18 protein-coding genes are annotated in these 18,214 nt (G+C 71.7%); 11 read left to right on the top strand and 7 right to left on the bottom strand.

Translation table 11 applies throughout. The features are described 5' to 3' along the window. Window positions 1-194 precede the first annotated feature (194 nt). Window positions 195-1,184 carry an AraC family transcriptional regulator gene (locus ACWD3I_RS09900; protein WP_365398144.1) on the bottom strand — a complete coding sequence of 330 codons (990 nt, stop codon included), beginning with the start codon at window positions 1,182-1,184 and terminating at the stop codon, window positions 195-197. 150 nt (window positions 1,185-1,334) lie between these two features. Next, complete coding sequence (locus ACWD3I_RS09895; RefSeq protein WP_365398141.1) at window positions 1,335-3,071, bottom strand: MFS transporter; 1,737 nt, start codon at window positions 3,069-3,071, stop codon at window positions 1,335-1,337. Window positions 3,072-3,245: 174 nt separating this feature from the next. On the opposite strand from ACWD3I_RS09895, the gene ACWD3I_RS09890 reads away from it, so the two are divergent. The 4 genes from ACWD3I_RS09890 to ACWD3I_RS09875 are packed head-to-tail and all read left to right on the top strand — an operon-like array spanning window position 3,246 to window position 6,620. Beyond that, a complete protein-coding gene (locus tag ACWD3I_RS09890) occupies window positions 3,246-4,796 on the top strand; it encodes an MFS transporter (RefSeq protein ID WP_365398138.1) in 1,551 nt (516 codons plus the stop codon). Window positions 4,797-4,847: 51 nt separating this feature from the next. Beyond that, the gene (locus ACWD3I_RS09885) at window positions 4,848-5,210 is read left to right on the top strand and encodes a hypothetical protein (RefSeq protein WP_451084061.1); all 363 of its coding nucleotides are present in this window, start codon (window positions 4,848-4,850) and stop codon (window positions 5,208-5,210) included. A gap of 58 nt (window positions 5,211-5,268) precedes the next feature. Continuing rightward, window positions 5,269-5,808, top strand: a complete 540-nt coding sequence (locus tag ACWD3I_RS09880; RefSeq protein ID WP_266893200.1) for a SigE family RNA polymerase sigma factor — start codon at window positions 5,269-5,271, stop codon at window positions 5,806-5,808. Further along, window positions 5,808-6,620 carry a hypothetical protein gene (locus tag ACWD3I_RS09875; protein WP_365406280.1) on the top strand — a complete coding sequence of 271 codons (813 nt, stop codon included), beginning with the start codon at window positions 5,808-5,810 and terminating at the stop codon, window positions 6,618-6,620. The genes ACWD3I_RS09880 and ACWD3I_RS09875 overlap by 1 nt, the downstream gene beginning before the upstream one ends. A gap of 84 nt (window positions 6,621-6,704) precedes the next feature. Here ACWD3I_RS09875 and ACWD3I_RS09870 read toward each other — a convergent pair whose 3' ends face one another. After that, window positions 6,705-7,337 (bottom strand): response regulator transcription factor, encoded by a 633-nt coding sequence (locus tag ACWD3I_RS09870; protein WP_365406292.1) that lies wholly within the window; start codon window positions 7,335-7,337, stop codon window positions 6,705-6,707. 91 nt (window positions 7,338-7,428) lie between these two features. Between ACWD3I_RS09870 and ACWD3I_RS09865 the strand changes: the two genes are divergently transcribed. After that, window positions 7,429-7,920 (top strand): nucleotidyltransferase domain-containing protein, encoded by a 492-nt coding sequence (locus ACWD3I_RS09865; protein WP_365406277.1) that lies wholly within the window; start codon window positions 7,429-7,431, stop codon window positions 7,918-7,920. Between the two features lie 457 nt (window positions 7,921-8,377). Here ACWD3I_RS09865 and ACWD3I_RS09860 read toward each other — a convergent pair whose 3' ends face one another. Next, window positions 8,378-9,640, bottom strand: a complete 1,263-nt coding sequence (locus tag ACWD3I_RS09860) for a sensor histidine kinase (protein ID WP_451084060.1) — start codon at window positions 9,638-9,640, stop codon at window positions 8,378-8,380. Window positions 9,641-9,893: 253 nt separating this feature from the next. Here ACWD3I_RS09860 and ACWD3I_RS09855 point away from each other — a divergent pair, with 253 nt between their 5' ends. From ACWD3I_RS09855 to ACWD3I_RS09845, 3 genes are read left to right on the top strand one after another with little or no spacing between them, the layout of a single operon-like run. Beyond that, window positions 9,894-10,751, top strand: coding sequence for a MaoC/PaaZ C-terminal domain-containing protein (locus tag ACWD3I_RS09855; RefSeq protein WP_365406274.1), 858 nt, complete (start codon window positions 9,894-9,896; stop codon window positions 10,749-10,751). Window positions 10,752-10,780: 29 nt separating this feature from the next. After that, window positions 10,781-11,857 (top strand): Zn-dependent alcohol dehydrogenase, encoded by a 1,077-nt coding sequence (locus ACWD3I_RS09850; RefSeq protein WP_365406271.1) that lies wholly within the window; start codon window positions 10,781-10,783, stop codon window positions 11,855-11,857. A 12-nt stretch (window positions 11,858-11,869) separates the two neighbouring features. Further along, the gene (locus tag ACWD3I_RS09845; protein ID WP_365406268.1) at window positions 11,870-12,808 is read left to right on the top strand and encodes a 3-oxoacyl-ACP reductase; all 939 of its coding nucleotides are present in this window, start codon (window positions 11,870-11,872) and stop codon (window positions 12,806-12,808) included. A gap of 71 nt (window positions 12,809-12,879) precedes the next feature. On the opposite strand, the gene ACWD3I_RS09840 is transcribed toward ACWD3I_RS09845, so the two are convergent. Together ACWD3I_RS09840 and ACWD3I_RS09835 are read right to left on the bottom strand one after the other, a co-directional pair. Beyond that, window positions 12,880-13,035 carry a hypothetical protein gene (locus tag ACWD3I_RS09840; RefSeq protein ID WP_095046382.1) on the bottom strand — a complete coding sequence of 52 codons (156 nt, stop codon included), beginning with the start codon at window positions 13,033-13,035 and terminating at the stop codon, window positions 12,880-12,882. Window positions 13,036-13,131: 96 nt separating this feature from the next. Then, a complete protein-coding gene (locus tag ACWD3I_RS09835) occupies window positions 13,132-14,388 on the bottom strand; it encodes a hypothetical protein (protein ID WP_365406265.1) in 1,257 nt (418 codons plus the stop codon). A 188-nt stretch (window positions 14,389-14,576) separates the two neighbouring features. Between ACWD3I_RS09835 and ACWD3I_RS09830 the strand changes: the two genes are divergently transcribed. From ACWD3I_RS09830 to ACWD3I_RS09820, 3 genes are read left to right on the top strand one after another with little or no spacing between them, the layout of a single operon-like run. Further along, window positions 14,577-15,437, top strand: coding sequence for a Nif3-like dinuclear metal center hexameric protein (locus tag ACWD3I_RS09830; RefSeq protein WP_365406262.1), 861 nt, complete (start codon window positions 14,577-14,579; stop codon window positions 15,435-15,437). After that, window positions 15,434-16,177, top strand: coding sequence for a zinc ribbon domain-containing protein (locus ACWD3I_RS09825; RefSeq protein ID WP_365406286.1), 744 nt, complete (start codon window positions 15,434-15,436; stop codon window positions 16,175-16,177). The genes ACWD3I_RS09830 and ACWD3I_RS09825 overlap by 4 nt, the downstream gene beginning before the upstream one ends. Window positions 16,178-16,189: 12 nt before the next feature. Beyond that, window positions 16,190-17,566: a bifunctional RNase H/acid phosphatase gene (locus ACWD3I_RS09820; RefSeq protein WP_365406259.1), complete on the top strand. Its 1,377-nt coding sequence runs from the start codon at window positions 16,190-16,192 to the stop codon at window positions 17,564-17,566. On the opposite strand, the gene ACWD3I_RS09815 is transcribed toward ACWD3I_RS09820, so the two are convergent. Continuing rightward, window positions 17,538-18,200, bottom strand: coding sequence for a bifunctional 4-hydroxy-2-oxoglutarate aldolase/2-dehydro-3-deoxy-phosphogluconate aldolase (locus ACWD3I_RS09815; protein ID WP_365406256.1), 663 nt, complete (start codon window positions 18,198-18,200; stop codon window positions 17,538-17,540). The two genes, ACWD3I_RS09820 and ACWD3I_RS09815, sit on opposite strands and share 29 nt — an antisense overlap. Between the last annotated feature and the right edge of the window lie 14 nt (window positions 18,201-18,214).

Genomic DNA, 18,214 nt, shown 5'->3' with positions numbered 1-18,214 from the left:
GAACCTTCTCGGCGAGATCGTGGTTGGCGCGGTGGGCGGAGACCTTCTCGATCTGCTCGTACTGCTCATGGCCATGACAGCGGTGGTGCCTTTGTGTGCGTTGATCGGATCGGTCGAGCGACCGCCCGATCAGCATGAGAGGTGACCACCGGGACTGTCGTCAAAGGTGAGTGCACTGCGACTTGGCAATGCGTCTAATCCCGCAGGGGTGACTCCTGGTGCCGGTACTCCCTCGGCGGGACCCCATAGGCGGCGCGGAAGGCACGGGTGAAGTCGGACGCGCGGGGCAGGCCCCAGCGGGCGGCGATCGTGTGGATCGGCGTGGCACCCTGCGTGGGGTCGGCCAAGTCGCCGCGGGCCCCCTCCAGCCGCAGGTGCCGGATCCAGGCCGCGACCGTCTCGCCCTGCGCCTGCTGCTGGAACAGCCGGTGCAGATAGCTGAGGGAGATGTGGTGAGCGGCGGCGATCACCGGCGGTGTCAGCCCCGGGTCGTGCAGGTTCTGCTGGATGAACGCCCGGATCTGTACGGTCAGGGCCTGCTGGCGGGTCTCCGGTGGCAGCGCGGCCTCCGCCTCCAGCGGTTGGGCGAACCAGACTGACACCAGGTCGAGCAGGATCCTGCTGAGGCGGGGTGTGTCGGAGGGCTGGAGGACGGCCGACTGCCGGTCCAGCCCGATCAGGAAATCCGTCAGCAGAGCGCCGCTCCCCTCGCGCCCCGACAGACGTCTGCCCAGCAGTCCCCGGACCTGGTCCGGGGACAGCGGCAGCGACGCCTTGGGTAACTCCACTGCCACCCCCGTGATGACGTGACGGCTCTCGTCCCTCGGCGGTCGTACGTCGTAGGGCCGTGAGCTGTCGGACACCCACAGATCGCATGGGCCGTACGTGTCGGTTCGCCCGACGTGGTCGAGGCCGAGCCCGCCTCCGAGCAGCAGTTGCAGGTGGTACTGCTCGGGGTCGGACTGCCGGATCAGTCTCGGGCTCCGTCGGTAGCGCGTCGGCAGGAGCCCCCCGGACCACACGATCACCGGACCCAGCTTCACCAGTCGCTGCTCCGCCCAGAAGTCGGCGGAGTGGTGGCTGCTGATCTCACTGGGTGCGATCGTCCGGCTCATCAACTCCCGCCAGTACTCGAACCGGTCCTCCGCCGCCACGTCCGTAGTCCGGAACACCGTTCTGATCATCCTGCTCCCCACACTGATTCCCCACCCGTGCTGTCGCCGGGCCACACCTCTGCATATGACTGCTTCCGCTTCCGCGTGGTTGCGTCGTGCGGGCAGTGATGGGAAGGGGAAAATCCGAGGCAGGGGCAGGGGCAGGGGCAGGGGGTGGTGTCAGGCGGTGGCGACCGTCTCGCCCGGCAGCGACAGGTCCAGGGCGACCGCGCTCTCGTCGCCCGTGTGGGTTGCCGACGAGGCGAGCGGCCCGTGGCCGGTGGCGCGGGCGGCCAGGACGTACGCGCCCTGGGCCGGGACCGCGAGGGCGTAACTGCCGTCCTCGTCGGAGAGCGTCGCGCCGGCCTGGCGGCCACGGCGGTCGATGAGGGTGACCTTGGCGCGGGGGACCGGGGCGCCCTCGGCGTCCAGGACCCGGCCGCGGAAACCGCGCAGGGCCTCCTCGGCGCGCGCCAGGTTGTCCTCCTCCTCGCTGCTCGCCCGCAGCTGGGGCGCACGGTTCGGCTTCGGCAGGAACAGGGCCATCAGCAGACCGACCGCCACCGCACCGGTCGCGATGAGGAAGGAGACGCGGAAACCGTGCATGGTCGGGATCGCGACCCCGTTCACGGTGTTCGCCGTGTTGGCCAGCACCATGCCGATGACGGCGCTCGACACCGACGTACCGATGGACCGCATCAGCGTGTTGAGACCGTTCGCCGCGCCCGTCTCCGAGGCCGGGACCGCGCCGACGATCAGGGCGGGGAGCGAGGAGTAGGCGAGGCCGATGCCCGCACCGAGGACGACGGCGATGACCAGGCTCTGCCAGGCGGCGCTCATGAGGCCCAGGCCCGCTCCGTAGCCGATCGCGATGATCAGCATGCCGAGGATGAGGGTGGTCTTGGGGCCGTACTTGGCGGAGAGGCGGGCGTAGACGGGCGCCGTGAACATCATCGTCAGGCCCAGCGGGGCGACCAGCAGGCCGGCGACGACCATCGACTGGCCCAGACCGTAGCCGGTGGCCTTCGGGAGCTGGAGGAGTTGGGGAAGGACCAGCGAGACGACGTAGAAGCTGACCCCGACCATGATCGACGCGAGGTTGGTGAAGAGGACCGCCGGGCGGGCCGTGGTACGCAGGTCGACGAGCGGCGCCTTGGTGCGCAGCTCGAAGACGCCCCACAGGAGCAGCACGAGGGCGGACGCGGCGAACAGGCCGAGCGTGGTGCCCGAGGTCCAGCCCCAGTCGCTGCCCTTGGTGATGGGCAGGAGGAAGAGGACCAGGCCGGTGGAGAGACCGAACGCGCCGAGCACGTCGAAGGAGCCCCCGGCGCGCATGGGGGATTCCGGTACGACGAGGAGGGTGAGGACGATGGAGAGCGCGCCGAGGCCCGCGGCACCGTAGAAGAGGGCGTGCCAGTCGGCGTGCTGGGCGATCAGGGCCGCGAGCGGCAGGGCGAGGCCGCCGCCGACGCCGATCGAGGAGCTCATCAGGGCCATCGCCGAGCCGAGCTTCTCGCGGGGCAGCATGTCGCGCATCAGACCGATACCGAGGGGTATCGCACCCATCGCGAAGCCCTGGAGGGTACGGCCGACGATCATGACGATCAGGTCGCTGGTGAGCGCGCTGACCAGCGCGCCGACCACCATCACGGACAGGCTGGCGATCAGCAGCCGGCGCTTGCCGTACAGGTCGCCGAGGCGGCCCATGATCGGCGTGGCCACGGCGCCCGAGAGAAGCGTGGAGGTCAGGACCCAGGTGGCGTTGCTGGGCTCGGTGTCGAGGAGCTGGGGCAGGTCCTTGATGACCGGGACGAGCAGGGTCTGCATCACCGCGACGACGATGCCCGCGAAGGCGAGCACCGGGACGAGGGCGCCGCTCGCCGGGCGGCTGGGCTGATCGGTCGGCGTAGATCTCATGTCAGTGGCCAACCCGGTGTGCTGGGGCAACTATTCCGATGCTTTGGCCAGCTAACGAATTCTTTATCTTCTCTTGAAGAAGAGGCAGGCCCAGGCCCAGGCCCGGCCTAGGTCCTCCTGCCGGGGCGGACTGGGCCGAAATCCCGATGCCGGGGGCATCCGGCGGTTGAGACCATGACGGCCATGCCGGAAGCCGCCGCAGTAACCCGCGCCCCCCGTCCACGCACGAAGCCTCCCGTCTGGCTGGTCGTGGCGCTCGCGTGCGCCGGACAGTTCCTCGTCGTGCTCGACATGTCCGTCGTCAACGTGGCACTGCCGTCGGTACGGGCCGATCTGGCCCTGAGCGAGCAGGGCCTCCAGTGGGTGGTGAACGCGTACGCGATCGCCTTCGCCGGGTTCATGCTGCTCGGCGGGCGGGCCGGCGACCTGTACGGGCGCAAGCGGATGTTCCTGGTCGGGCTCGGCCTGTTCACGCTCGCCTCGCTGGGCGGCGGACTGGCCCAGGACGGCTGGCAGCTGCTGGTCGCACGGGCCGTGCAGGGGCTGGGCGCGGCGGTGCTGGCGCCCTCGACGCTGACGATCGTCACGTCCGCGGTGCCCGAGGGGGCGGCACGCGCGCGTGCCATAGCGACCTGGACGGCGGTGGGCGCGGGCGGCGGAGCGGTCGGCGGGTTCGTCGGCGGGGTGCTGGTGGACGTGTGGTCGTGGCGCTGGACCCTGCTGGTCAACGTGCCGGTCGGCGCGGTCCTCCTCCTCGGCGCCCTGTGGTGGCTGACCGAGAACCGGGCCGGGGACGGGCGCCGGCTCGACCTGCCCGGCGCGGTGCTGGTGACGGCGGGACTGGCGGCTTCGGCGTACGGCATCTCGCAGACGGAGGCCGAGGGGTGGACGTCGGCGGCGACGGTGGTCCCGCTCATGGTCGGGGTGGCGCTGATCGGGGTGTTCCTGCTGGTGGAGGCGCGTACGGCGGCCCCGCTGATGCCGCTCGGACTGCTGCGGCGGCGCTCGGTGGCGTCCGCCAACGTGGCGATGTTCCTCAGCGGCTCCGCGATGTTCTGCATGTGGTTCTTCATGACGCTGTACGCCCAGAACGTGCTCGGCTACTCCCCGACCGAGGCCGGCCTCGCACTGGTGCCGAGCTCCCTGGCGATCGTGCTGGCATCGAAGGCGGCACCACGGTTCATGCGGGTGCTCGGCGAGCGGAACGTGGCGGTGCTGGGGACGCTCGTCGCGGTGTCCGGGTTCGCCTGGCAGTCGACGATGAGCGTGGACGGGGACTACGTCGTCACGATCATGATCCCCGGCATCCTGATGATGCTCGGAGCCGGTCTCGCCACGACACCCCTGGCCGCGCTGGCCACGTCCGGGGCGGCGCCCGGGGAGGCGGGACTGGTGTCGGGCCTGGTCAACACCTCCCGCACGATGGGCGGCTCACTGGGACTCGCGGTGATGTCGACGCTGGCGGCGGCACGGACGGCGGGGAGCACGGGGCGCGAGGCGCTGACGGAGGGGTACGCGCTGGTGTTCCGGACCGGGGCCGGGGTGTTGGTGGGTGGGGCGGTGGTGATGTTGGTGTGGCTGCCGCGGAGGGTTCCGGCGGCGGTGGCCGTTCCGGTGGTGGCTCCGGTGTCGGGGAAGGCGGAGGACGAGATGGGGGAGGGGTCAGTGGCGGAGGCGGAGGCGGGGGCAGAGGCGGAGACGGGTGGGAAGTTTTCCGGGGAGTGAGACGGGAGGCGGGAGCCCCCCGTCGGTGAAGGCCTCGAGGGCGGCGGCCAGGTGGGCGGTGGTTGCGGTGCGCAGGGCCCGCTCGGCGAGGGTCTCGGCCTCGTCGGCGTCGATCCACACCGTCTCGTGCGCCGGCCGGAGCAGTGCGCCCTCGCCGACCAGGTACGAGGAGGGGGTGCGGGCCGTCAGCTCCGGCTCCAGGGCGCGGCGGGCGGCGAGCGGGGCGACGCGGAGGCTGCCGAGGGCGGCGGGGGTGCCGGCCGTGTCGGCGTCGAGTCCGGCTCGGTCATCGGCCCCCGAGGGCCGGCACTCCGGCTCGGCGTCGGCGGCGGGGAGCGCGGGGTGGCGTGCCGGGGCGGCTCTTCCGGGGCCGGCGGGAGGATTCCGGCGGGCGAAAAGATTTCCGCCGACTGAGGCAACGGTCTGGGCGGCCCATGGACTCCTTTAGACATCTAGGAGGTGGGAGGTGCCCATGGGGGATCGCAAAGAGGCTCGGGACGAGGAGTTCCAGAGCTTCGTCATCGGCCGCTGGCCGCGGCTGATGCGGACGGCATTTCTCCTTACGGGGGAGCAGCACGGCGCGGAGGACCTGGTCCAGTCGACCCTGGAACAGGTCTACGTGGCCTGGCGCAGAGTCGGCTCGGCCGACGACCCGGAGGCGTATGTACGGCGGGTGATGATCAACGCACACGCACGAAAACACCGTCGACGGCTCCGGGAGTTCCTGGCGCCCAAGGACGACTCGGGCCTCGTGCGCGAGATCGCCGACACCGGCGACCGCATCGCCCAGGCCGAGGACCGCAACGCCTTGCTGAAGGCGTTGTCCCAGTTGCCGCCACGGCAGCGCGAGGCGGTCGTCCTGCGCTACTGGGAGGACCTCACCGAGACACAGACCGCCGAGGCGATGGGCTGTTCCGTCGGATCGGTGAAGAGCAACGCGGCCAAGGGAATCGCGAAACTCCGCGCCATACCGGGGCTGGCCGACGTCGTGACGCAGGGAGGGCGGAAGTGATGAACGCGGACCGGGAGACGAACCACGACATGACGAACGGTGACATCGCCTCCATGCTGGCCGGAGCCGCGGACGAGGTCGAGATCGGTATAGCCCCCTACGAGGCCGTCATCCGCGGCGGCCGTCGCCGCAAGGCCCGCCGCTGGGCGGTCGCCGCGGCCACGGCCCTGGTGCTCGCCGGTTCCTCGGCGACGCTCGCGGTGGCGGGACTGCCGGGCGGGGACGGGACGGTGGCACCGGCGGCGACCCAGTCGGCGACGCCGGCACCCGACCTTTTCACCCCCACCCGGACGACCCTCGCGACCGGCACGGAGGACGGCAAGGAGTGGCGGGTCGCCATCGATGTCTGGGCCGCGCCGCGGACCGAGGCGCAGGCTGCGGGTCAGTTTGCGGCGATGGGTGAGTACGGCGATGCGCCGGCCGGGACCAAGCCCTCCGAACTGATCGGCAAGAGGTCGTACGTCGTGTACTTCAGCAACGGCGACGAGCGGCGGAAGACGTTCGAGGACCTGTTCGGGAAGGACGACACGATGTCGGGCACGGACCTCCAGTCCGCCTCGACCCCCTTCGACGCCGACCCCGACGGTCCGGAACGCCTGGTCATCGGCATGGTCGGCAAGAACGCCCAGCAGGTCACCTGCGCCTGGAGGAACGGCACGGCGACCAAGGTCGACAGGGCCCCGCAGAACGAGGACACCAGCACCGATGTCCCGGCGATCCGCCCGGCGGAGGGCTCCCCGGTGGACTGGTTCGTCTGCCTGGCCCCGGAGGGCACGGCGGCGCAGTCGGCGGAGGTGACGAGGGTGAGGTAACGGGGCGCGGGGTGGGGGCGGTTCTGCCCAGCACCGGGTTTGGACGGGGGCAGCGGCGGTGGCGTGGGCGTCGAGGGACTCCCGTCACACCCACCCCTGCTGTCGCGCCTCCCGCAGTGCCTCCATCCGGTTGCGGGTGCCGGTCTTGCCGATGGCGGAGGAGAGGTAGTTGCGGACGGTGGACTCGGAGAGGTGGAGGGCGGCGGCGATGTCGGCGACCGTCGCCCCGTCCGCCGAGGCGCTCAGCACGTCGCACTCGCGGGAGGTGAGGGGGTTGGGGCCCGCGCTGAGGGCGGCCGCGGCGAGGGCGGAGTCGATGACCGTCTCGCCGGTCAGGACGCGGCGGATGGAGGAGGCCAGTTCCTCGACGGGGCCGTCCTTCACCAGGAAACCCGCGGCGCCGGCCTCCATGGCCCGGCGGAGATAGCCGGGGCGCCCGAAGGTGGTCAGGATCAGGACCCGGCAGTCGGGGGCCTCGTCACGGAGCTCGGCGGCGGCGTCGAGGCCGCTCTTGCCGGGCAGTTCGATGTCGAGGAGCGCGACGTCCGGGCGGTGGATCAGCGCCGCGTCCACGATCTCGTCACCGGCCCCCACCTGGGCCACGACCTCGATGTCCGCCTCCATGCCGAGCAGCAGCGCGAGCGCGCCCCGCATCATCCCCTGGTCCTCGGCGAGCAGAACCCTGATGGACTTGGCGGGCCGGTAATCCCGGGGCATCTCGTTCACGGCCCAAGGGTAGGGCGCGGGGGCCGGGTGCGCTCGGCGCGGAGTCGTGCGGGTGTGCCTTGCACCTAACATGCTCCAAGTGATGTCGGCAGATGACGTGTTGTCCGTGCTCGCCCTGCTGCGCCGGGCGCGTGTTGAGGTCTGGGTCGGTGGAGGCTGGGGCATCGACGCGCTGGTCGGTGAGCAGACCCGGGACCATCGCGACCTCGACCTGATGCACCGTCTGGAGCAGGAGCCCGCCGTCACGGCGGCCCTGTCCGAGGCCGGGTACGTGGAGAGCCTCGACCGGCGCCCCGTCCGCTTCGTCGTGACGGCCCCGGACGGCAGGGAGATCGATCTGCACCCCCTCGTCTTCGACGAGGACGGCTCCGCGACGCAGGCTTCCTTCGACCCGGAGAACCCCTTCCCCTACCCCGCCGACGCCTTCGTGACCGGCACCATCGGATCCACCCCGGTCCCCTGCCTCTCCGCCGCCCAGCAGGTCCACTTCCACCAGGGCTACGAGCCGACGCCCCGAGACCGCCACGACATGGCACAACTCCGCCGCGTCTTCGACATCCCCACGCACTTCTGACCCGCCCCACCCCGCAGATCGGCGACCGGCAGATCCGACCCGCCTCCAGCCCGCCCGACCTGCGCTTGTCCGCTCCAGGCCTGAGACACATCTGCCAATCACTTCCGTCCCCCGCCCGCCCTTCATCCCGGGCCGTCCCCTGGCCCGCCTTTCATTCCGGGCCGTCCGCTGGCCCGCCGTTCATTCCGGGCCGTCCCCTGGCCCGCCCTTCATCCCGGGCCGTCCCCCGGCCTGCCTTTCATTCCGGGCCGTCCCCCGGCCTGGCGTTTACCCCGGGCCCTCCCCCCCCCGGCCTGGCGTTTACCCCGGGCCGTCCCCGGGCCGGCGTTTACCCCGGGCCGCCCCCCCCGGCCCGGCGTTTACCCCGGGCCCTTCCCCCCGGGCCCTTCCCCCCGGGCCCTTCCCCCCGGGCCCTTCCCCCCGGGCCCCTCACCCCGGGCCCTTCGCCCCCGGCCCCTCACCCCACCGTCGCCACCTCCCGCTCCAGTGCCTCCACCGGGAGCTCCGCCGTCACCACGAACCCGCCCCTCGGGCCCGGGCCCGTCTCCAGTCGCCCGCCCGCCGCCGCGAGACGCTCCGCCAGGCCCTTCAGACCGGTGCCGGCGGAGCCCACCGCATCCACCGGTCCCCGCCCGTCGTCCACCACCCGCAGCCGCACCCGTTCCGCCGACCCCTCCACCGCGATCTCGCACCGTGAAGCCCCGCTGTGCCGTACCGCGTTGGTCACGGCCTCCCGTACGACCCAGCTCAGCAGCGTCTCCGTGTGGGCTGCCAGGGGTGGGCCGGAGTGGCGTACGACGGGTTCGATGGACGCGGCCTCCAGGGCCGAGCGGGCGCGGTCCAGCTCTGTGCTGAGGCTTCCCTCGCGGTAGCCCGTCACCGCCTCGCGGATCTCGGTGAGCGCCTGGCGGCCGACGGACTCGATGTCGGTGATCTGGGCGAGGGCCGCGTCCATGTCGCGGGGGGCCAGACGGCGGGCGGCCTCGGACTTGACCACGATCACGGACAGGGTGTGGCCGAGGAGGTCGTGGAGGTCGCGGGAGAAGCGCAGGCGTTCCTTCTCGACCGCGCGCCGGGCCAGTTCCTCGCGGGCGGCGCGCAGTTCCCGTACCGCCTCGGAGAGGGACAGGATCGCCGCGGTCACCATCGTCGACAGGAAGGTGGCGTACCCGATGTTCACCGCGTCCCAGCCGTCCTGGACCGCGGAGACGGCCACCGCGAGCGCGGTGAGGCCTAGCCCGGTCCGGCCGAGCCAGGGGCCCCGGGTCACGGCGCCCGTGGCAAGGCCGAGCAGCGGGAAGAAGAACAGCCAGTTACCGCCGTAGCCGATGGCCAGGGCGCAGGTGACCACGCCCATCAGGACGAGCGCGACCCGGGTCGAGCGGGCCTCGCGCTTGTCCTTCACGAAGGCGCGGAAGACAACGTAGATGTAGAGGGAGTTGAAGGCGAGCAGACCGAGGGCGCCCAGCCACGGCTGGGGCGTTCCGGCCTGGAAGATGTTGGAGAAGGCGCCCATTCCCATCAGCAGCCAGGGGAGGAGGGAGAAGCCGGTGGGCGGTGGGCCCGGGTTCTCGACCGGCACGCCGGTCCTGCGGGCGGTGCGCTGGTCGGCCTTGAAGCGTTCCATGTCCGACTTCCAGCCCGCCCGCGCCACCTGCCACGCGTCCATACGGCACGACGTCTTGCGCAACCACGACCCGTTCCCGCTGCCTTGTGTCATGGCTCCCACGCTACGAACCCGCCCACGTGCGCGGCAGAGGGACATGTACGGAATCCGGCAGTACAAATGTCATGGGCCCCAGCATCTGACATGCCGTCAGTAGTCTTCACAACTTCTGAGAGCTGGGCTATACAGGGGTCGCCGTACTGGAACGCGTTCTAGAACGAGCGCGGAGGCACGGACCCGTGAACGACCTCGGTGCGGCCGACGGTGCGGACGGCCGCACCGAGGTCTCTGAGCCCCCAGGAGCCCCATGCCCATCGACGCCGCAAAGGCAGTGGCCGCCGAACCCCGGATGGGCGAGATCGCCTGGAACTCCAAGGACGTGCAGCTCTACCACCTCGGCATCGGAGCAGGCGTCCCGGCGACGGACCCGGACGAACTGCGCTACACCCTCGAGTCACGACTGCACGTCCTGCCGAGCTTCGCCACCGTCGCCGGCTCCGGCTCGCCCGGCGTGATCAGCGGCCTGTCCATGCCCGGCATCGAGGTCGACCTCGCCAAGGTCCTGCACGGCGGCCAGTCGCTGACCATCCACCGCCCGCTGCCCGTCGCGGGCACCGCCACCGCCACCGGCCGTATCGCCGCGGTCCACGACAAGGGCAAGGCCGCCGTCCTCGTCATGCGCACCGAGGTCGCCGACGCCGACGGCCCGTTGTGGACCAACGACGCCCAGATCTTCGTGCGGGGAGAAGGGGGCTGGGGTGGTGACCGGGGGCCGTCCGGCCGTCTCGACCCGCCCTCCGGCGAGCCCGACCGGGTCGTCGAGCGGGCCGTCCGTGAGGACCAGGCCCTGCTCTACCGTCTCTCCGGCGACTGGAACCCGCTGCACGCCGACCCCGAGTTCGCCAAGGTCGCCGGGTTCGAGCGGCCCATCCTGCACGGGCTGTGCACCTACGGCATCACGCTCAAGGCGGTCGTCGACACCGTGCTGGGCGGGGACGTGACGCGGGTGCGGTCGTACGTCACCCGGTTCGCCGGGGTCGTGTACCCGGGGGAGACCCTGCGCATCCGGATGTGGGAACAGCAGGACGCCGTACGGGTCGCCGTGAGCGCCGTCGAGCGGGACGACGCGCCGGTCCTCGCCGACACCGTCGTCGAACACACCTGAGCACACCAGCCGTTGAGGGGAGCCGCACCATGCGCGCAGCCGTACTGCACGAGATCGGCCAGGACAAGCTGGAGGTCCTCGACGACGTCGAGGCGGTGGGGTTCGGTCCCGGAAGGGTCAGGATCAGGGTGCGGGCGGCGGGGCTGTGCCACTCGGACCTGTCCGGGATGAGCGGCGTACTGCCGCAGCCCGCGCCCTTCGTACCCGGTCACGAGGGCGCGGGCGAGATCCTGGAAGTCGGGGAGGGCGTCAACAACTTGAAGCCCGGTGACCGGGTCGTAGTCTGCTGGCTGCCCGCCTGTGGCGCGTGTCCGGCGTGCAAGCGCGGCCAGACCGAGCTGTGTCTGGCCGGGTTCATGAACGCCGGCACCCCCAACTTCAGGCGCCCCGCCGGAGACGTCTTCGGCATGGCCGGCACCGGCACCTTCACCGAGGAGGTCGTCGTCGACGCGGGCTGCGCGGTGCCGATCCCCGACGACGTGCCCTTCGACATCGCCGCACTGATCGGCTGCGGAGTCACCACGGGCCTCGGCGCCGCCCTCAACACCGCCGACGTACAGGCCGGTTCGTCCGTCGCCGTCATCGGCTGCGGCGGCGTCGGCATCTCCGCGATCCAGGGCGCCCGGCTCAAGGGCGCGGCGGAGATCGTGGCGGTCGACCCGGTGCTCTCCCGCCGGGAGTCCGCCCTCAAGTTCGGTGCCACCAGGGCCGTTTCACCCGACGAGCTGGCCGACGCCAAACAACAGGTCACCGCGGGCGAGGGCTTCGACTACGTCTTCGAGGTCGTCGGCAGGTCGGCCACGGCCCGCACCGCGTACGACAACACCCGCCGCGGCGGCACCCTGGTCGTCGTCGGCGCGGGCGCCATGGACGACAACCTCCAGCTCAACATGTTCGAGCTGTTCTTCGACGAGAAGCGGATCCTGCCGTCCATGTACGGCGGCGGTGACGTCCTGACCTCCTACGAGCGGACCATCGCCCTGTGGCGGGCGGGCCGCGTCGACCTGGCGGGCCTGATCACCCACCGCGTCCCGCTGGCCGACATCAACGAGGCCCTGGACCAGATGCGCACCGGCACCTCGCTGCGTACCTGCATAGAGATCTGAGGAACTCCGGGTATGTCACTGCCACTTGAGGGGCTCTCCGCGATCGTCACCGGCGCCGGACGCGGGCTCGGCCGGGCCGAGGCGCTCGAACTCGCCCGGCTCGGCGCCGCCGTCGTCGTCAACGACTACGGGCAGCCCGGCCGGGACGGCTCCGGCGAGGCCTCCGCGGGCCCCGCCGAGGAGGTCGCCGCCGAGATCCGCGCGGCGGGCGGCAAGGCGCTCGCCCACACCGGGGACGTCTCCGACTTTCCACAGGCCCAGCGGCTCGTCCAGTCGGCCGTCGAGGAGTTCGGCAAGCTCGACATCCTCGTCAACAACGCGGGCATCCTGCGCGACCGCATGGTCTTCTCCATGACCGAGCAGGAGTGGGACTCGGTGATCCGGGTCCATCTCAAGGGCCACTTCAACACCACCCGCTTCGCCGCCGCGCACTGGCGGGAGAGGTCCAAGGCGGTGGACGGGCCGGTGTACGGGCGGATCGTGAACACCTCGTCGGAGGCGTTCCTCGCGGGTTCGGCCGGACAGCCCAACTACGCCGCCGCGAAGGGCGGAATCGTCGGGCTCACCACCTCCACGGCCCTCGCCCTCGCCAAGTACGGCGTCACCGCGAACGTCATCTGCCCGCGCGCCCGCACCCGGATGACCGAGGACGTCTTCGCGGGCCTCGAAGCGCCCGATGCCGGGCTCGACCCGCTCGCCCCCGAGCATGTCGCCCCGCTCGTCGGCTACCTGGCCTCACCCGCCGCCGCACGCGTCAACGGCCAGCTGCTCGTCGTACACGGAGGGATGGTCGCTCTGGTGGAACGGCCCCGTGTGCAGGCCAAGTTCGACAGCAAGCAGGACACCTTCACCTACGACGAACTGGACGCGCTGCTCACCCCGCACTACGCCTCGCGGCCCTCGGGGGAGACGTTCGCGGCGGCGGAGGTGCTCGGGCTCAAGCGGGAGTAGACATACGGGAGCGGACATACGGAAGGGGTCCGCGTGTCGGCCGACACGCGGACCCCTTCGTCGTCGTACCGTCAGGCAGCCTTCTCGGCTTCCTCGACCGGCTTGCGGTGCCGGCCCCGAGGGGCCGAATCGCCGTCGTGAGCCGAGACCTGCCCCCGGTGCCGGCCGTGGCCGGACGTCTGCTGGACATCGGTGCGCGGCGGCTGAATCGTGCTTGCGTCGCTCATCGGAAGAACTCACCCCGTCAACATGATCTTTCTAACAGCCGGGCGAGTTTAACCAACCGACCACGGGGCGAATCCAGGCGGCCACACCAACCGGCACTAGTTCGTTACAAGACCGCCCAACGGCGTTTTCCCGAGGCTCTTCGACGCCACTTTCCCGAGCGCCTCCAACGGCGCCTTTCCGAGCGGCACCGGTCTCAGAACCGCGGGCTCCGGGGGATCCGGTTGCGACGGCCCGTCCGAGTCCGACGGCCTCCCCGGCGTCGACTCGTCGGCCGTCGCGTCCCGGACCGGATCCCCCGGGCCCGCGTCCCCCGTCCTTCCCCCGCCCCCCGATTCCCCCGTGGGCACCGTCAACGCCGCCACCCCGCACGGCACTTCGTCCGTCGCGTACGGCAGCCGCAGCACCCCGTCCCGTGTCCACAGCCCGGCGCCCGTCAACCACCCCATGGGCGCCGCGAGATGGTGCACCTGCCGCCCGTTCGGCCGCCACATGCCGACCCAGCTGCCCACCGGCCCGTCGATCCGCAGCGCCACCGCACAGTTCTCCGGCATCAGCACCTGCCCCGGCTGGACGGCGAACGGCGTCACCGCGCACTCGGGCAGCCGCAGGCTCTCCGGGAAACGCACCGGCAGCGTGCTGCCGAGCACCCCCCAGCCGAGCCGCTCCTCACCGGGCGCGTCCGAGCGGATCAGCAGCAGCCCGCTGTCCGGGTCGGCGAGCAGCAGCCGGTCGTCACTGCCGGCGGAGATCTGCAGCAGCGGCGACACCTCACCGCCCCGCTCCAGATCCACCACGATCGCCTTGGTGCACCCCCCGACCTCCCGGTCGAGGGCCAGCATCCGGCCCGCCCGGTCCAGCCACACCCCGCCCGAGCAGCGCCCCGGGATCTCCGCGAGATGCTCGGGCCCGAAGGCGCCCCCCGCCACCAGCCACACCGCGGTCGAGTGCCGGCCCACGGCGAGGGCGTACGCCTTCTCGCCCCCTGGCGCGGGCGGCAGCAGCCACAGCCGGGTGCCCTCCTCCGGGCACTCGACCGCCCCGAGCGGCAGCTCACCGGTGGCGGGACCTGTCGGGTAGAGCAGCGAGAAGTTGTGCCGCCCGTCCGCGAACCGCCTGATCAGAACCCGTCCGTCGCCCATCGGCTGCACCTCGGTGCCCGGCTCCTCCGGCTGGTTGCCGGGCAGCGGTACCGCGTACGGCTCGGGGCCGTCCAGTGTCCAGCGCTCCGGGAACCAGGAGTCGCCGTCCAGCGTGAGGCGGGCGGCGTACGCGCCGTCCGCGGTGATCGTGCAGCCAGCCTGCGGCGTACCGTCCTCGTCCGCCGCCGTGGGCTCGATCGCACAGGCCGTCATCGTTCGGTCACCTCCGGCCACGAAGCTAGTTTTCGTACGCACGGACGTGGGACGAGCCGACGGCCACTTCACACAAAGGGGTGGCCCAGGAACGATTCGCCTGAGGAAAACGGGACGATTGTGCTGGGCGGGGTCATCGGGAGCCGGACCGGTACATCGGCACAGACCAGCCAGGTAGCCTTTGCCCCGTGCCCCGTCTGTCTGAAGTCATCACCGCGCTGGAGAACCTGTGGCCCGCCGAGCGGGCCGAGTCCTGGGACGCGGTCGGTACCGTCGTGGGCGACCCCGACCAGGAGGTCTCGCGGGTCCTGTTCGCCGTCGACCCGGTCCAGGAGATCGTCGACGAGGCGGTGAAACTGGGCGCCGACCTGCTGGTCACCCACCACCCGCTCTATCTGCGCGGTACGACGACGGTCGCGGCGACCCACTTCAAGGGCCGAGTCGTCCACACGCTCATCAAGAACGACATCGCCCTGCACGTGGCGCACACGAACGCGGACACGGCGGACCCCGGGGTGAGCGACGCGCTCGCGGGCGCGCTGGACCTTCGGGTCGTACGACCGCTGGTGCCGGACCCCTCCGACAAGGAGGGCCGCCGAGGCCTCGGCCGGATCTGCGAGCTGGACCACCCCCTTTCGCTGAAGGACTTCGCCGCCCGGGCCGCCGCCCGGCTCCCCGCCACCGCGCAGGGCATCCGCGTCGCCGGCGACCCCGAGGCGGTCGTCCGCACGGTCGCCGTCAGCGGCGGCTCCGGCGACAGCCTCTTCGACGTCGTACGCGCCGCGGGCGTCGACGCCTTCCTCACCGCGGACCTCCGCCACCACCCGGCATCCGAGGCCCGAGCCCGAACCCCCCTCGCGCTGCTCGACGCCGCGCACTGGGCCACCGAATGGCCCTGGTGCGAGCTGGCCGCGACCCAGCTCGACGAGATCTCCGACCGCCACGGATGGGGCCTGCGGGTCCACGTCTCCAAGACGGTCACCGACCCCTGGACCGCCCACGCGGCGTCCACCACCGACACCACCGACTCACTGGGAGCCCCCAACTGAACGCCGCGCCCGCCGACCAGATCCGTCTCCTCGAGGTCCAGGGCCTCGACGTCCGCCTCCAGCAGCTCGCGCACAAGCGCAAGTCGCTGCCCGAGCACGCCGAGATCGAGTCGCTGACCAAGGACCACACCCAGCTGCGTGACCTGCTGGTCGCCGCGCAGACCGAGGAGAGCGACACCGCCCGCGAGCAGACCAAGGCCGAGCAGGACGTGGACCAGGTGCGTCAGCGCGCCACCCGCGACCAGCAGCGCCTGGACTCCGGGGCCGTCACCTCCCCGAAGGACCTGGAGAACCTCCAGCGCGAGATCACCTCCCTCGCCAAGCGCCAGGGCGACCTCGAGGACATCGTCCTTGAGGTCATGGAGCGCCGGGAGTCCGCGCAGGAGCGGGTCGTCGAGCTGACCGAGCGGGTCGGCGCGGTGCAGGGCAAGGTCGACGACGCGACGGCCCGCCGGGAGGCGGCGTTCGAGGGCATCGACGGCGAGGTCGCCACGGTCACCAAGGAGCGTGAGGTCATCGCGGGCACGATCCCCGCGGACCTGCTCAAGCTCTACGACAAGCTGCGCGAGCAGCAGGGCGGCATCGGTGCGGCGAAGCTGTACCAGCGGACCTGCCAGGGCTGCCGCCAGGAGCTGGCGATCACCGACATCAACGAGATCCGCGCGGCCGCGCCGGACACGGTCGTCCGCTGCGAGAACTGCCGCCGCATCCTGGTGCGTACGTCCGAGTCCGGCCTGTAAGGAGCGTTGCGCGTGCGGGAGTTCATCGTCGAGGCCGACGGCGGGTCCCGGGGCAATCCCGGACCCGCGGGCTACGGCTCCGTGGTCATCGACGCGGCGACCGGCGAGACGCTGGCGGAGCGGGCCGAGTACATCGGCGTCGCGACCAACAACGTCGCCGAGTACCGGGGCCTGGTGGCCGGCCTCCGCGCCGCGCACGAACTGGACCCCGCCGCCTCCGTCCATGTCCGCATGGACTCCAAGCTTGTCGTCGAGCAGATGTCGGGCCGCTGGAAGATCAAGCACCCGGACATGAAGCCGCTCGCGATGGAGGCGGGGCGGGTGCATCCGGCGGACCAGGTGACGTACGAGTGGATCCCGCGGGAGAGCAACAAGCACGCGGACCGGCTCGCCAACGAGGCGATGGATGCGGGGAAGCGGGGGGAGCAGTGGTCGGCGTCGGACTCGACGGCGGAACTGGACGCGGCCGCCTCTTCGTCCCGCCGCGGAGCGGTGGAGTTTTCGGGCGGCGGAGCCGCTGAGGCTGGGGCGGGTGTGGTGGCTGGGTCGCCGGGGGACGCGGTCGCTGGGGCGGCGAAGGTGCGTGCGGCGTTGGGTTCTGCTTCCGTCGGTGCGTCCAGCTCTGCCTCTGCCGCGTCTTCCTCCGCCGGCTCTTCCCGTCGCGGAGCGGTGGAGGTCTCGGGCGGCGGAGCCGCTGGGGCCGAGGCTGATGTGCGTGCCGCGAAGGTGGTGGCCAGCCCTGGGTGGGCGCCGGCCGACATGGGGGCGCCCGCGACCTTTGTGCTGCTGCGGCACGGGGAGACGCCGTTGACGCCTCAGAAGCGCTTCTCCGGTAGTGGAGGGACCGATCCGTCCCTGTCCGACGTCGGGCGTGAGCAGGCCGAGCGGGTCGCCGCCGCCCTTGCCCGGCGTGGCACGGTCCAGGAGATCCTCGCCTCGCCCCTCACCCGTACCCGGGAGACCGCCGCCGCCGTGGCCGAGCGGCTCGGGCTCGACGTGACCGTCGAGGACGGGCTGCGGGAGACCGACTTCGGGGCGTGGGAAGGGCTCACCTTCGCCGAGGTACGGGAGCGCTATCCCGACGACCTCAACACCTGGCTCTCCGACCCGGACGCCGAACCCACCGGCGGCGGTGAGAGCTTCGCGGCCACCGCCACCCGTATCGCGGCGACGAGGGACAAGCTGGTCGCGGCGTACGCGGGACGTACGGTCCTGCTCGTCACGCATGTCACGCCGATCAAGACGTTCGTACGACTCGCGCTCGGCGCCCCGCCGGAGTCCCTGTTCCGGATGGAACTGTCGGCCGCGTCCCTGTCCGCCGTGGCGTACTACGCCGACGGCAACGCGAGCGTGCGGCTCTTCAACGACACGTCCCACCTGCGTCCCTGAGCCCCGACGCCGCGCGGGCCAGCTCTTCGATCCGGTCCCAGTCCCGCGCGGCGACCGCATCCGCGGGCAGCATCCAAGTCCCGCCCACGCAACCGACGTTGGACAGGGACAGATACTCCGGCGCGTTCTCCGGACCGATACCCCCCGTCGGGCAGAACCGCGCCTGAGGCAGCGGCCCGGCCAGCGACTTCAGATACGCCGTCCCGCCCGCCGCCTGTGCCGGGAAGAACTTCATCTCCCGCACCCCGCGCTCCAGCAGCGCCACGACCTCCGACACCGTGGACACCCCTGGCAGGAACGGCACCCCGGACGCCCGCATCGCCGTCAGCAGTACGTCCGTCCAGCCCGGGCTGACCAGAAACCGCGCCCCGGCCCGCACGCACTGCGTCACCTGCTCCGGCGTGACGACCGTCCCCGCGCCGACCACCGCGCCCGGCACACCGTCCGAGATGGCCCGGATCGCCTCCAGCGCGACCGGCGTCCGCAAGGTCACCTCGATCGCCGGCAGCCCTCCGGCGACCAGCGCCCGCGCCATCGGCACGGCATCGGAGGCGTCCTCGATGACGACGACGGGCACGACGGGCGCGAGGTCGAGCACGGAGGCGTACGGCGAGGAGGGCAGCGGCGAGGTCATGGCCTCATCGTGCC

This window comes from Streptomyces sp. NPDC002817, from assembly GCF_053592055.1.
This window is presented reverse-complemented; position numbering and strand designations above follow the sequence as displayed.